This is a genomic window from Daejeonella sp. (assembly GCF_030695525.1).
In the GTDB taxonomy this organism is placed as follows: Bacteria; Bacteroidota; Bacteroidia; order Sphingobacteriales; family Sphingobacteriaceae; genus Daejeonella.
This window is the reverse complement of record NZ_JAUYSS010000072.1, coordinates 40,887-55,251: the sequence shown is the minus strand read 5'-3', so window position 1 is coordinate 55,251 and position 14,365 is coordinate 40,887. Positions and strand designations below refer to the sequence as shown.

11 protein-coding genes are annotated in these 14,365 nt (G+C 38.8%); 2 read left to right on the top strand and 9 right to left on the bottom strand.

Annotated features, from left to right (window positions below; genetic code table 11):
- The first annotated feature begins 424 nt into the window (after positions 1-424).
- Positions 425-1,075, top strand: coding sequence for an IS1 family transposase (locus Q8S11_RS17340; RefSeq protein ID WP_305663379.1), 651 nt, complete (start codon positions 425-427; stop codon positions 1,073-1,075).
- A 472-nt stretch (positions 1,076-1,547) separates the two neighbouring features.
- On the opposite strand, the gene mnmD is transcribed toward Q8S11_RS17340, so the two are convergent.
- The 4 genes from mnmD to Q8S11_RS17320 all read right to left on the bottom strand — a co-directional run bounded on the left by mnmD (position 1,548) and on the right by Q8S11_RS17320 (position 5,993).
- Entirely contained in the window at positions 1,548-2,222 is a 675-nt protein-coding gene (mnmD, locus tag Q8S11_RS17335) for a tRNA (5-methylaminomethyl-2-thiouridine)(34)-methyltransferase MnmD (protein WP_305663378.1), read from the bottom strand.
- Positions 2,223-2,246: 24 nt separating this feature from the next.
- Positions 2,247-2,744 carry a rhodanese-like domain-containing protein gene (locus tag Q8S11_RS17330; RefSeq protein ID WP_305663377.1) on the bottom strand — a complete coding sequence of 166 codons (498 nt, stop codon included), beginning with the start codon at positions 2,742-2,744 and terminating at the stop codon, positions 2,247-2,249.
- A 163-nt stretch (positions 2,745-2,907) separates the two neighbouring features.
- A complete protein-coding gene (locus Q8S11_RS17325) occupies positions 2,908-3,861 on the bottom strand; it encodes a CvpA family protein (protein WP_305663376.1) in 954 nt (317 codons plus the stop codon).
- A gap of 80 nt (positions 3,862-3,941) precedes the next feature.
- Positions 3,942-5,993 (bottom strand): M13 family metallopeptidase, encoded by a 2,052-nt coding sequence (locus Q8S11_RS17320; protein ID WP_305663375.1) that lies wholly within the window; start codon positions 5,991-5,993, stop codon positions 3,942-3,944.
- A gap of 354 nt (positions 5,994-6,347) precedes the next feature.
- On the opposite strand from Q8S11_RS17320, the gene Q8S11_RS17315 reads away from it, so the two are divergent.
- Positions 6,348-8,987 carry a valine--tRNA ligase gene (locus Q8S11_RS17315; protein ID WP_305663374.1) on the top strand — a complete coding sequence of 880 codons (2,640 nt, stop codon included), beginning with the start codon at positions 6,348-6,350 and terminating at the stop codon, positions 8,985-8,987.
- Here Q8S11_RS17315 and Q8S11_RS17310 read toward each other — a convergent pair.
- The 5 genes from Q8S11_RS17310 to Q8S11_RS17290 all read right to left on the bottom strand — a co-directional run bounded on the left by Q8S11_RS17310 (position 8,984) and on the right by Q8S11_RS17290 (position 14,170).
- Positions 8,984-9,439, bottom strand: coding sequence for a hypothetical protein (locus Q8S11_RS17310; RefSeq protein WP_305663373.1), 456 nt, complete (start codon positions 9,437-9,439; stop codon positions 8,984-8,986). The genes Q8S11_RS17315 and Q8S11_RS17310 overlap by 4 nt on opposite strands.
- A gap of 82 nt (positions 9,440-9,521) precedes the next feature.
- Positions 9,522-10,367, bottom strand: coding sequence for an arsenite methyltransferase (locus Q8S11_RS17305; RefSeq protein WP_305663372.1), 846 nt, complete (start codon positions 10,365-10,367; stop codon positions 9,522-9,524).
- A gap of 52 nt (positions 10,368-10,419) precedes the next feature.
- Entirely contained in the window at positions 10,420-10,749 is a 330-nt protein-coding gene (locus Q8S11_RS17300; protein WP_305663371.1) for a helix-turn-helix transcriptional regulator, read from the bottom strand.
- Between the two features lie 105 nt (positions 10,750-10,854).
- Complete coding sequence (locus Q8S11_RS17295; RefSeq protein WP_305663370.1) at positions 10,855-13,236, bottom strand: ATP-binding protein; 2,382 nt, start codon at positions 13,234-13,236, stop codon at positions 10,855-10,857.
- Positions 13,237-13,432: 196 nt separating this feature from the next.
- Positions 13,433-14,170 (bottom strand): acyl-CoA desaturase, encoded by a 738-nt coding sequence (locus Q8S11_RS17290; protein WP_305663369.1) that lies wholly within the window; start codon positions 14,168-14,170, stop codon positions 13,433-13,435.
- Positions 14,171-14,365 lie beyond the last annotated feature (195 nt).

Genomic DNA, 14,365 nt, shown 5'->3' with positions numbered 1-14,365 from the left:
TATACCATCCCATTCCTTTGTTAAGCCGCCACCATCGAAGTGCATGAACCTGTCAAGAGAACATGGAATAAATCGGACTGACAAAGCAGGAGAATTTATGCCTTGAAAGCTCTTTAAGGTGAAATGAAGGTGAGACATTTAGGGTTGGTACACAATCTGACCATCTCTTTTTGAACGGTCAGCAAGATGTACGTTTTTGGGTAGTGTTACAGATTTGTTGGTATTAATCTAACTAGCTGATTTTCAATTACAAATTCAATCTCATAAATTAAAATTGTTTAATAATCGGTGGTAATTCTATACTACCGGTTCCGTTTTAAGCCTTTATACGTTTCGTAACTGCCTGATCAGCGCTAACCTGTTACAGATTTGTTGGTGGTGCAATATAATTGCACTCTACCGCTTTAGGTTTGCTAAAAAATTTATGCAATGCTTAAAATGTTCTGGTCTGTGTTCCAAATGGGGTAGTATAAATGGAAAACAGCGATACCGTTGCAGGAAATGTGGTGTAACTCAATGCCTTGCCTACTATTATAATGCCTGTAAGCCGAATGTTGATCAGCAGATCGTTGGTTTGATAAAAGAAAGCTGTGGTATTCGTAGTATATCGCGTCTATTACATATTTCTCCAGTCACCGTCATAAAGCGAATACTTAGAATAGCAGAAACCATTAAAAAACCGTCCATTGCAATTGGAAGGATTTATGAAGCAGATGAGTTGAAAACTTATGTAAAACGTAAGGATAATGAACAATGGGTAATTTATGCGATAGATCGGCACAGTAAAAAAGTAGTGGATTTCAGGGTCGGTAGACGGACAAAGAAAAATATAGAAGTGTTAATAAATACGCTGTTGATTTCAGCAGCCAGCAGAATTTATACCGATGGGCTAACTACGTATAAAAGCTTGATACCGCAACAGCTTCATACGGTAAAGGCTTATAATATCAACAGGAAAGAGCGTACTAACCTCAGTTTACGCACTCATTTAAAACGATTATCTCGCAAGACCATTTGTTATTCGAAATGTGCTGCAGTGCTGACAGCCTGTTTGAAGATTTATTTTTGGTTTTAAGCAAACTGTTATCCGAACAAAGAGAACTTCTGTAATGGATTTATAAATAGTACCTGGAAGGCTTGCCATTGAGTCAATCAAGTTGCAGATTTTATTCTTAAATTGTTATTAGTTCTTTGAGATATGCGGTGCAAATTTGATTAAAGGGATAATTTTCTAGCGAGCTGTTCGACCTGTTCCGCGGGGCATGCCGAACCTTAGGTAATAGAGTCTCTCTGATCCTAATAAGTCCAGTAAGGCAATACTATTCAGAATCTAATTCCAGAAACCCTTCCGGGCAGTAAAAATATTCTGCGCTTTGCGAAGGAATGAAATATTTTCCCTGTTGGTCTTTGATCGTATAATCAAACGCCATTCATAACTATTGAGATTTTATTTTTGAATGCTTACTTGGGAATTGAATTCATACAAAATAAAGAAGGTATTAAATACTCAGGTTTAGCATGAATTAAAACTCGTTTTATGGAACTATTTAAATTTTTACCGCCCGTAGCATCTCACGCTTTCCCGCTGCACCCGGCGCTTTTTCTATTGTAAAACCTAAACTTTTCATAGTTCTTTTCAGATCCCCGGTTATCGCATAAGTCACAAATACACCGCCTGTATTTAGGAATTTGGAAATATGTTTCAGGGATTCTTGATTCCACATCTCTAGCTGATGGACAGCGGCAAATGCATCAAAGTAAACAACATCAAAAGGCTCTTTAGAGTTAAAATCAAGCATTTTTTCAGATGCTATCTTTAGTGTACATAATTTGCCGATATCTACTGAAGATTTCTGGGCTTCCTCGTATTGCGCTGTGAATGAATCCCATAGGTCATGAGCGATATATTCCTCGTATCCGGTATCCGCAATCATTTCCGGTTTGAGGGGATGGGCTTCAATGCCGGTATAATCAAGCTGAATATTGTTTTCCAGGCAAAAATCAGCAGTTATCAAAAAATTGAGCCCTGTGCCAAAACCAACTTCCAGAATTTTCACTTTTTTTAGTCCGCTTTTTTCAAGAAAATATCGCATCCCGGTATTGAGGAAAACATGTTTACTTTCCTGTAAGGCACCGTGACGGGAGTGATAATGTTCTCCAACTTTTTCATTAAAAATGGTTTTAGAGCCGTCGGAAGTGAGCGCAAAACTTAAATGATCCATGCCGGGTTTTGTAGGAATTACAGATTAATTGACTTTGGTGCCGCGTTCTGCCCAGCGATCCCAGTTATTGTTATAGGTGTGAATTTCGGCGGTTTGAACTCCATTTTGGTTATAGACAGGATTGCCCTGGTTAACCCATTCAAAAATGCCTCCATAGAGATTCAGGACGTTTTTATAACCTGCATCGATCAATTTTTCCCCGATTTTCTCACTTCGTATTCCAACTGAGCAATAAACTACAATTGTTGAATTTACCGGGATATCATATACCTTGCGCATATCGAACCAGAAATTTCCGACATGCCGTGCATTTTTAATGTGACTGACCTTAAATTCATCTTCTTCCCGGGTGTCAAGGATGTATAGATTATATTTATCAATGGTACTGAATTCATCAATAGTGATGAGTGGCACAGTATTCTGGTAGAGACTATCCAGTACTTGTTTGTATTCCGGGTTTTTTATCTGCGCGACTAACTGGCTGCTTAATAAACAAAAAAAAGCGAAAAAATACCTATGCATAGACAGTGTTTAATTGGTTTATGGATGATCCTGAAACTATAACAATAATATGGCCAATTTGTTATGTGAATTTATAATAAAATCAATTTCCGTACTTGGATTTGATATGCTTCAAATTTAAAAAAAAGAGTCTGGGATTTGACTCTGATTTTGCTTTTAAGTGTTAGTTTCTGAATAACTGAGTGATCATTAGACCATTATATCCTCCATCCAGAATTCCTATACCAACTCTACCGAATGCCTTATGCTCTATGTTAGCACGATGGGTAGTGGATTCCATTAATCCATAATGTGCAAGGCTCAGATTTTGAGCCAAAGCCAGGTTTTCTCCTGCAATTCTGAACTGAATTCCCTCTCGCCTGATTCTGTCGAAAGGGCTATTCCCTTCAGGATTATAATGAGAAAAATATCCTCTTCGGAACATATCTTTTGAATGTTTTCTGGCTACTGCGGCCAGTTCTTCATCAAAATACAAGACTGGTAGCCCCAGTTTTTCTCTTTCCTTATTAATCATATCAAGCATTCTAAGCTCCAACTCTCTTCTTAACCGGGGCTCCAGCACTTTAAATGGTAATGGGATAATTTCTTTCCCATTTGGAAAAATAGTAAGACTTCTGCCAAATTTATTTTTGAGATCATTTAGGGTATTATTTACCCGTTCTCCAGCCCAGCTTGGTTTTTGTGATAATGTGTTCGCAATAATACTTTTTTGGGCTTCTTTTGTGGCATCCCCCACAGGGTAGAGCAGAAAGAAAATGGAAAGTAATAGGGCATACAATACACCAGAGAACAATCCCGGGATTATTCCTCCTAGCTTATTAAACCTATTTTCATTTTTTGATTCCGGTATATTTCCTATGATTCTGTCGCAGGTAGCAAATATCATCCTGCTGGATATGGTCAGGATCAGGACAAAGCTCAGAGGTCTCAATAAGTGTATCGAAATGTCAAACAGTTCTTCAAGAGCCGTAGCAAGGAATTCTGAAAATAGCAGGGCAACAATGAGGCTACCCAGCCAGATAAAAATTTCTGTTGCAGATACAAGAAAGCCTTTGGCCCAGCCTCGCCAAACTGCCAGTAGGATGATGCTAATTAATATCAGGTCGATATAATTCATTTATGCGACAGAAAAAGCCCTTTGTTCGAAAATACAAACAAAGGGCTATAAATCTAATTAACAATATTATTAATATGGTACTACCATATTCTGATTCGATCCTCTGGTTTTTTGTATAGTTTATCACCAGGTTTTACATCAAAAGCTTTATACCATGCATCCATATTTACCGGTGCACCAATAGTACGGTATGGGCCGGGAGAATGAGTATCTGTAACGATTAACTGTGCAGCGGTTTCGTTTAAAATATTACCTTTCCATACCTGCGCCCATGAAAGGAAGAAACGCTGATCGGGGGTGAAACCATCAATTTTAACATTACTTTGTCCTTGTTTGGTCATTTTGAAGGCTTCATAGGCTGCATTCAGACCACCCAGGTCACCAATATTCTCACCAAGTGTTAGCTTCCCATTCACGTGAATGGTATCAAGTACTGTATAAGCATCAAATTGTTCCTGAAGGGCAGTTGCTTTAACTTTGAACCTGCTTCTGTCTTCGTCAGTCCACCAATTGCGCAAAGTACCGTCTTTATCGTACTGGCTTCCTGAATCATCAAAGCCATGGGAAATCTCATGGCCAATAACTGCTCCAATGCCACCATAGTTTACCGCATCATCGGCATTTGCATCAAAGAAAGGGAATTGGAGGATGCCGGCAGGGAATACAATTTCGTTATTTACCGGGTTGTAATAGGCATTTACTGTAGGTGCAGTCATAGCCCAGCGTGTTTTATCAACAGGTTTGTCCAATTGTTTCAGCATTTCAGAATAGCTCCAGGAACCTGCATTTCTGACATTGTCAAAAAATGTTTCTCTGTTAATTTCCAATCCCTCGTAATTTTTCCATTTGTCGGGGTAAGCAATCTTTGGAGTAAACGCATAAAGTTTATCAAGGGCCTTTTGTTTGGTCACATCAGTCATCCAATCCAGATTTTTTATCCTGATCTCATATGCTTTTACCAAATTGTTTACCAGTTCCTGCATTCTGGCTTTTGCTTCAGGCTTGAAGTGTTTTTTTACATAGATCTGTCCGAGTAGGTCGCCAACAGAGCCATCTGATAAAGAGGACATGCGTTGCCAGCGTGGAGTTTGTACTTTCTGACCTGTCAGAGTTTGTGTAAATGCAAAGCTGGCATCAACAAAATCAGAACTTAGGTATGGTGCTGAACTTTTAAGAACATTCCATTTCATGTAGGTTTTGAGATCATCAAGTGGTGTTGAACCTAGCAATGAATTCAGTTCAGTAAAGAATTTTGGAGAGTTCACTAACACAGTATCCTGTCCGGTAACCTTCATTAATGGGAGTAAAGTCTCCCAGTTAAGGTTAGGTGTTGTTTTGCTGAGTTCTGCAATGGCAAACTTATTATATGTTTTATATGGATCGCGCATCTCCAAACGGCTCATTTGGGCGGCTGCCAACGTCTTCTCCATAGAAAAAATGATATCTGCATTTTTTTCAGCCTCAGCATGGCTTGAACCTGTAAGGGTAAAAAGTTTGGAAACATACTTTTTATAGGATTCCTGAATTTGCAGACTTCTTGGATCGTCCTTCAAATAATAGTCGCGATCGGGTAGGGTAGTTCCTCCCTGAAAAAGCTGCGGGACGATATTTTTAACGTATTTTCTATCCTGTCCGACAAAAAACCCAAAAAATGGAGAGCCGGCTCCGGATGTCCTCATTTCAGCGGCATGATTGATAAGGCCATTAAGATCTGATAGCTGAGCCACTTTTTCGAGGTCAGTAAGGATTGGACTATATCCCAGTTTTTCAATGGTCACACTATCCATACCCGCCGCATAAAAATCACCGACACGTTTTTCTATGGAGCCGGGAGCCGCACTTTTATTATCAGCAGATTCAGCGAGGATCGTCTTCACTGCACTAATGTTAAAGTCGCGAAGCAAATTAAAACTTCCCCATCTGGTTTCTTTGGCAGGTACAGGATTGTTTTTTATCCAGGTACCGCTGGCATAATTATAGAAATCATCACCAGGTTTTTTGCTCAAATCCATACTTTCCTTGTCGATGAATGAAAGCTTTTTAACTGGTTTTGAATCATGTTGTGCGGAAACCTGCAAAGACAGGGTAAAGATGGCCCCGAAGAGCATGAGTTTAATGTAATTCTTATTCATGATTTTTTGGTTAGTAAAAACAGGCTGTAAAAATAGCAGATTAATGGATGATTAGAAAAATAATACTATATCTACTTATTAAACCAGGAAAGCAACCGGCCTAATTTCAGGTGATTGAGAAAAAATCTGATAATATTTGACCATGAGATGATTTTCATAGTTGAAAAATTCTGATGTATAAATAACACCGAAATGATAATAATATTGTATTTACTGGTCATAACGGTGAATAAAAAGCTATTTAAGGGTTAATTTCTCAGCTTAGAATTGGTATTTATAAAATTTCAGAGCCTGCATGTTCCAATAATATCTCCCAAAAGCGTATTTTCGCATGTTATTTTTCCCCTTGATTAAATGAGCATTCCAAAGACGTATAATCCCAGAGAAACTGAGGATAAATGGTATAAATATTGGCTTGATAAGAAGTTCTTTCGTTCGGTACCAGATGAAAGAGAACCTTATACTATCGTAATCCCACCACCTAATGTCACCGGTGTATTGCACATGGGTCATATGCTCAATAATACGATCCAGGATGTTTTAATTCGCAGGGCCAGAATGCAGGGCAAGAATGCCTGCTGGGTACCCGGAACTGACCATGCCTCGATTGCAACAGAGGCAAAAGTAGTCGCATTGCTTAAGGAACAGGGAATTGAAAAGAAGGATGTGAGCAGAGAGGAATTTCTGAACTATGCTTACGAATGGAAGGATAAGTATGGTGGTATTATACTGAAGCAACTAGAAAAGCTGGGTGCTTCATGTGATTGGGACAGAACCCGCTTTACCATGGAAGATGATCTTTCGGAAGCGGTAATAGATACCTTCATTCATCTTTATAAAAAAGGCTGGATTTACAGAGGAATCCGAATGGTGAACTGGGATCCAAAAGGGCAAACTGCTGTTTCGGATGAAGAGGTGGTCCGTAAGGAAGTAAATCAGAAATTATATTATATCCGGTACTACATTGTGGATCCTGCACAAGGCTATCCTGATCATGTGATCGTGGCAACAACAAGGCCTGAAACTATTATGGCCGATACCGCGATCTGTATCAATCCAAATGATACCCGGTTCGAATTTCTAAAGGGTAAGCAGGTAAATATTCCATTGATTAACAGGAAAATACCTGTAATTCAGGATGATTATGTGGATATGGAGTTTGGTACGGGCTGCCTTAAAGTGACCCCTGCGCATGATCTGAATGATTATGAACTGGGCTTAAGGCATAAGCTTTCGGTTATCGATATTCTGAATGATGATGGTACTTTAAATGAAAAAGCTCAGATACTGGTAGGCGAGGATCGCTTTGCAGCCAGGAAGAAGATTCATTTGATGCTTGAAGAGGCCGGTAATCTGGAAAAACTTGAAGACTATAAATCCCAAATTGGTTTTTCTGAGCGTACCGATGCAGCAATAGAACCCAAACTATCTATGCAATGGTTCTGTAAAATGTCTGAAATGTCGGGACCTGCGCTCGACTATGTTTTAAATGGTGAGATAAAATTAATACCAGACAAGTTTATAAATACCTATAAACACTGGATGGAAAACGTTAAGGACTGGTGTATCAGCAGGCAATTGTGGTGGGGACAGCGCATTCCGGCATGGTATAATGCAAAAGGGGAGTGGGTTGTCGCGAAAACTGAGTCTGAAGCTTATGAAGAGTTTAAAAAGCAGTTCCCTGATTCTGATTTTACCCAAATCAGGCAGGATGACGATGTGGTTGATACCTGGTTTTCATCCTGGCTTTGGCCGATTTCTGTTTTTGACGGATTTAAGGATCCTGATAATGCCGATATCAATTATTATTATCCAACCAATGATCTGGTTACAGCTCCCGAGATTCTGTTCTTCTGGGTCGCAAGGATGATTATGGCCGGTCATGAGTTCAGGGGCGAAGTGCCATTCAGGAATGTTTATTTGACCGGGATTGTACGTGATAAGCAGGGCAGGAAAATGTCTAAATCATTAGGAAATTCTCCTGATCCTATCGGATTGATTGAAAAATACGGAGCTGACGGAGTAAGGGTGGGTATGCTTTTGTGTTCACCTGCCGGAAATGACCTGATGTTTGATGAAAGCTATTGTGAGCAGGGCAGAAATTTTGCGAATAAAGTATGGAATGCCTTCAGGTTGGTTAAGGGTTGGGAAGTTGATCCTGCGCTGAGCAATAGCAATCAGCAGGCAATCAATTGGTTTGAATCTGCTTTTAATCAGTCATTGATAGAAATTGAGGACAATTATAAGCAGTATCGTCTTTCTGAGGCTCTGATGGGAATATACAAACTGGTTTGGGATGATTTCTGTGCCTGGTATCTGGAAATGATCAAGCCTGCTTATCAGCAGCCTATAGATCAGGAGACCTACAAGATTACTGTTGACTATTTTGAGCGCATCTTAAAATTACTGCACCCTTTAATGCCATTCCTGAGCGAAGAACTTTGGCATGATGATCTGTTTGCCCAGCGGGGAGAAATGGAATGTTGTATAGTTGCAGCTTATCCGGTAGCAGGCAAGATAGATGCAGCGCTTGTACATGATATTAATATCATAAAACAGGTGATCTCTGAGATCAGAAATATCAGAAATACAAAACAAATTTCTCCAAAAGAGGCTTTATCCCTAAAAATTAAGGTCAATTCTGAAATCAGCTATCAGGATTATTTTACTATTGTTTCCAGACTTGCCAATATTACCGAACCTGAATTTGTGAAAGAGCCGGTTGCCGGAGCAGGTACATTCATCGCCGGCAAGGATGAATTCTTTGTGCCACTTGAGAATAATATTGATCCGGCTGTGGAGAAGCTTCGGATAGAAAAGGAAATTGAGTACCTCAATGGATTTTTACGTGTTGTGGAAGCAAAACTATCTAATGAGCGTTTTGTACAGAATGCAAAGCCGGAAGTTGTTGACATTGAGCGTCAAAAGAAGGAAGATGCTTTGTCGAAATTGAAAATTCTGGAAGCGGGGTTGAAAACCCTTTCAGCCTTTTAAACGCTGACAGGGTTCAAAACCCTGTCAGCGTTACTTAATGTTCTGATCTTTTCTTTTATTTCCCAACGCTTTTTCTCGTTTCTTATGACTTTCAGGTTAACCAGGTGTACCCTTTCCTTCGTATGAACCCTGAGTTCACAAAGTTTTGTACTGATATGTGTAATATCCTGAGCAGCAACTTTTATGATCTCTTCGCTCTCTGTATCAAAATAGTTCAGGGTTTTGTCCCTTATTTCTATAAACGAGACTTTCTGTCTTTTGCGGTACTGCCTTAACCATAATACGAGGAAAATAATACTGAGAAATAAACTCAGTGAAAGGAATGTAAGTGGATAAAAAGTGACCGTAATGGTGTTAAATATCAATATGGATAAAAATACCAAAGCAAACTTGGCATATGGAATTTTATTGTTTAACGGCCGGTAATGACAGATGTGATGCTGGTATGTCATAGGTCTGTATGTTTTGGTAACCCTTATTACGTATGTTTAGCCGTAAAGGTTATATCCAAAATGCCTGTAGATCACCCTGTTATTAACAACATCCTCCACCGGGTGTACAGCATTCTGACAGCAATGGTTTCTGTGCGTAAACACTGATGCTAAATATGCCTGTATTTCCAGATTTAAACGCACTGAGTTCTTCGGGTGAAAGGTAGTTCTGCAGAATATCATCCGGAATAATGATCGGCTTTTCCTTTTGTATCCTCATATCTGTAAAGCCATTAATTTTGATCAGTTCGAGATAGGTTTCTTTCTGAATAGCTCCAGAAACGCAGCCTGCATACATCTCAGCTGCATTTTTAAGCTGCTCGGGAAGTTTGCCGCTGAGTACCACGTCAGAGATGCTGAAATGGCCACCCGGTTTCAAAACCCTGAATATTTCCTTAAAAACATTGTTCTTATTTGGAACGAGATTGAGGACACAATTGCTAACTACTACATCAGCTATGTTTGATGTTACCGGCATATGCTCAATATCCCCCTGACGAAATTCGACATTATTAAAGCCCAGGTTTTCTGCATTCTGTCTTGCCTTATTGATCATGGCTTCGGTAAAATCTATTCCGATGATTTTTCCACTTTCACCTGCTTCAGATCTCGCAACAAAACAATCATTACCTGCACCAGATCCAAGGTCGATTACAACATCCCCCTTTTTAATTACTGCGAACTGGGTTGGAAGACCACAACCCAGTCCCAGATCTGCCTCCGGATTATAACCTTTCAGGTCAGAATAATCATCAGTCATGATATTGTACACTTCGGTACTGCATCCACCCGCACCACAGCATGAACTTTCGTTTGTAGTTTTGTCCTGCAATGCAATCTCACTGTATTTTTGCCTGACTAATTCTTTAATCTCTGCTTCAGTTTTCATGATCTATTATTTATATTATTGTAATATTACGATATTTAAGTTTAAAAAATTTTTAACAGCAGCTGTCGGTAGTCTTCACCGCTGAAAGAAAGTTTCCAATTTCTGTTTCAAGTATTTTCCAGGTTTTAGGATTAATGCAATAACAAACACTGGCCCCTTCAACTGTACCCTTTATTAAACCTGCATTTTTTAATTCTTTGAGATGCTGTGAGATAGTGGCTTGTGCCAAACCAAGCTCAGTAACCAAATCGCCACAAATGCAGGTGTTTGCTTTCATGATCTCCTGCAGGATTGCAATACGTGCCGGATGAGCCAATGCCTTTAGTAATTGAGCCAGATGGTTTTGCTCAGCTGAGAATATTTCTGATTTGGTTAGCCCCATGATTAATTGCAATATTACGATTAAAATTTTATAAAATCCGGAGTTGGGCCTTATTTGACTTTGGTACTACAAATTTATGTACATAGAGAAAGGCCAATTCATCCCCTAATTACTTCTTTTGGACACGTAGTGAAGCACTTTTCTGTATAGTTCATCAGGCAGGAATGGTTTCACAACTACATCATTTATTCCGCTAAGTTTTATCTCATCTTCTATTTCACTTTGTAAATTAGCTGTAAGAGCGATAATTGGGAGATTTATTCCTTTTTCTCTCATTTTTCTGCTTGCTTCATATCCATCCATAACAGGCATATGAAGGTCAATAAGAACAAGGTCATGCTTTTCAGGATCAACCATGTTTAATGCCTCAAGTCCGTTGCCCGCAGTTACAATCTTTGCACCCCATCGCTCCAGAAATTTTTGGGCAACCAAAACATTAATTGGATTGTCTTCCACTAATAAAACAGTAATTCCGCTCAGTAGTTTATTGTCTTCTGTTTGAAGGTTCATATTAGTTTCTTGTTGTTCGGGTTTATGTAAGCTTTTTTCAAAGGTTTGACTGAAGTAAAAATTCGATCCTTTACCTTCTTCGCTTTCAAGCTGCAAACTTGAATTTTGCAATTCCAGGATTTTTTTACTTATCGCAAGTCCTAAGCCCGTTCCCCCAAAACCACGTGAAGTAGAAGAATCAGCTTGAGTAAACCGCTCAAAGATAAGTTTTTGCTTTTCCTTTGAAATACCTATTCCGGTATCTTTTACACTAAACTGCAGGGTTATTTCATTTTCTGCTTCTTTAATTAGCGTAATATTGAGCTGTACCAGCCCTTGTTCGGTGAATTTGATTGCATTATGAAGCAAGTTACTCAGTACCTGCGATAATCGGGTAGGATCTCCCCAAACCCTGGTATGTAAAGAATTATCCAACTGCAGTTTTAGTTGGATACCTTTATCAGTGGCAGGAACCTGTAGACCAAGGACAATATTTTTGGAAATGGACGAAATATCCATTTCAATATGTTCAAAAGTGATCTTTCCAGCTTCAATCTTATTATAATCAAGGATATCATTCACAATTGCCAATAAGTTATTTGCAGAGAACAGCATCACATTAAGGCTTTCTACCTGATCTTTTCTTGGATTCTCTTTTAGTAATAAATGACTCATTCCGATAACGGAATTCAAAGGAGTTCTGATCTCATGGCTCATCGTACTCAAAAACTCACTTTTAGCTTTTAAACCCTGTTCAGCCTGTTCCCTGGCTTTTTTAAGCGTGAATGAAACCCGATGTGACAAAATCAGGGATTGAAAGAAAAAGAATCCTATGTAGCAGATGAAACTGGGCAGCTGTAATAATGGGGAAAGATGCCAGTAGTTAAGGATAAGAATGATAAAGATAATCATCAGCATAAGCGAACTGAGCAATGCATATACTGATCCAGGCCTTTTTTTCTTAAATGCCTTATAGTAAACATATGGTACGTAAATGATACAACTGAGCATTACAACTATGAATGGATTGACCAGTTGAGTAAATATAATAGGAGGGAAGATCAATGAAATTAGCGCAAAGGTAAAGCATAAAATACTGATCGTTTTGACGATTAGTTTATTGACATCCCTGGGGTATAGGTAATTGGTATATAGTGTGAACAAACCAATTCCCAGAAACAAGCTGATGTATTCTATACGTATGGTAATATACCAGTCAATTCCCGGCATAATAGTGTGCATCACATAATTGCCTATACCCATTATCCGATAACTGTAAACTATGGAGTAGAGAGAGAACAAAAGAATAGCTTTGTCGCGACTGCCCAATAGATAAAGACCCAAAAAGAAAAGACCACCCATGAACAGACATCCAGTTAAAAGCAAATCGATGGCAACAGCATGAATCCTATGTGTTTCAATATTGGATTTGGTACCCAGGACGATTGATTTGGATACACCACCCTTACTATGGGCAAAATTCGCAACCTGAATGATCAGATTCAGGGTGTCCGGATTCTCAGGCAGATCAACGGTCTGGTATTGCCAATAGGGTACAAAATTTTCAGCATTGTAGCTAATTTGCCCATTTTTAGCCACTTTCTTACCGTTAATAAACAAACTGTAGGCGGAATACATTTCCGGAACAATGATATGGATGGGCTCAATAGTTTTAGGCAGTAGTACGGTAAGGGTATAACTTGCATAGCCAAATGAAGGCAGTTTTTTGCCATCTAAGACATAATTTTCCCATCGGAATGGAAAGTTTACAATTTCATACTTCTGATTTTGCACTTGATTGCTACCTGAATCAATTAACTGATTCCAGTAAAACTTCCATTCACCATCCAGTGAAATAATCTCAGTTATGGGAGTTTTACGCAGATCAAGGATGCCATTTTTGGCATCTGGTATACCATCATTGGGGTTATGAGATCCATACGATTTAAAATAAGACAGCAAGAACAGTAGTATATAAATGTACTTAAGGAATCTCATTCTTAACAATCAAATGGAAATGATAATACGTGTTTAGATCAGGATAAATCAAAGATAAGACATATAAAAACATTACAGGGTTAAATTTATTTCACGCGGAGATTGACCGGGTTATTGTATAAATTGTAAAAGGTCTTTACAATTTGATTCGGCTTCTAAAGGGAGAATCAGGCTTAAAAATTTACTGAATCAAAGATTAGATTGCCTTTTTTAGGCGGATAATGCCCATGGTATCCATCAGTTTCATAACTGGATATACCGGATCCACTTCAAACCATCTCTTAGCAAAATTGGCGCTGTTGGGGTAGCGATGGTGATTATTCTGGAATAATTCCCCAAGCATCAGAAAATCGAAAGGGGTGGTGTTCTTAGATTTGTCTTTATTATCAAAATTTGAATAACCATATTTATGTCCGCACCAATTTACAATTGCACCATGCAAAGGACCCATCAAATAATGGATTGGAAGTAGTAAATACATCCATTCTGATCCTTTAGGGACAAATTCGATATAAAACCAGGTATAGGCTGCCCCGAACAGCAGTCTGGAAGCGATGGAGGATCCAATCCGGTCAATTAAGGGCCATTCAGGATAATAACCCTGAAAACGAGCCTCAGGATCTTTAGTACGCTTTAGATGATCCCGGAAAGTGATGATCGTTGCTTTCATCAGCTGAAACACATCCGTAAAAAAATGCGGGGAATGGGGATCTTTCTCGGTATCACTATAGGCATGGTGTTCCCTGTGCATCATGGCATAAGCACGGGGGTTTAAAAAAGAAGCCCCTTCAAAAATAAATGCCATAAAATAAAAGATACGTTCCCAGCCTTTCGACATTGTAAACATCCGGTGAGAGGCATAACGGTGCTGGAAAAAAGTCTGAAAAAACAAAGAAAGAAACCAATGGGCAATAAAAAAGATCAGAATAGCCATAAATACTAGAGGTGTAAAACACAAGTAATGGCCACCTGTTATGAGGTGAATTTAGAACGAGTGAGGGTTAATCAGATTAGAATAGGATCGCACATTTTGATCCATTAAACTAATATATCTAATAATAGCAAAATTTATGCCTGATTATTTTAAAAGATTGAATAATCCTTTAATAATTAATTATTTAAGCTTAAT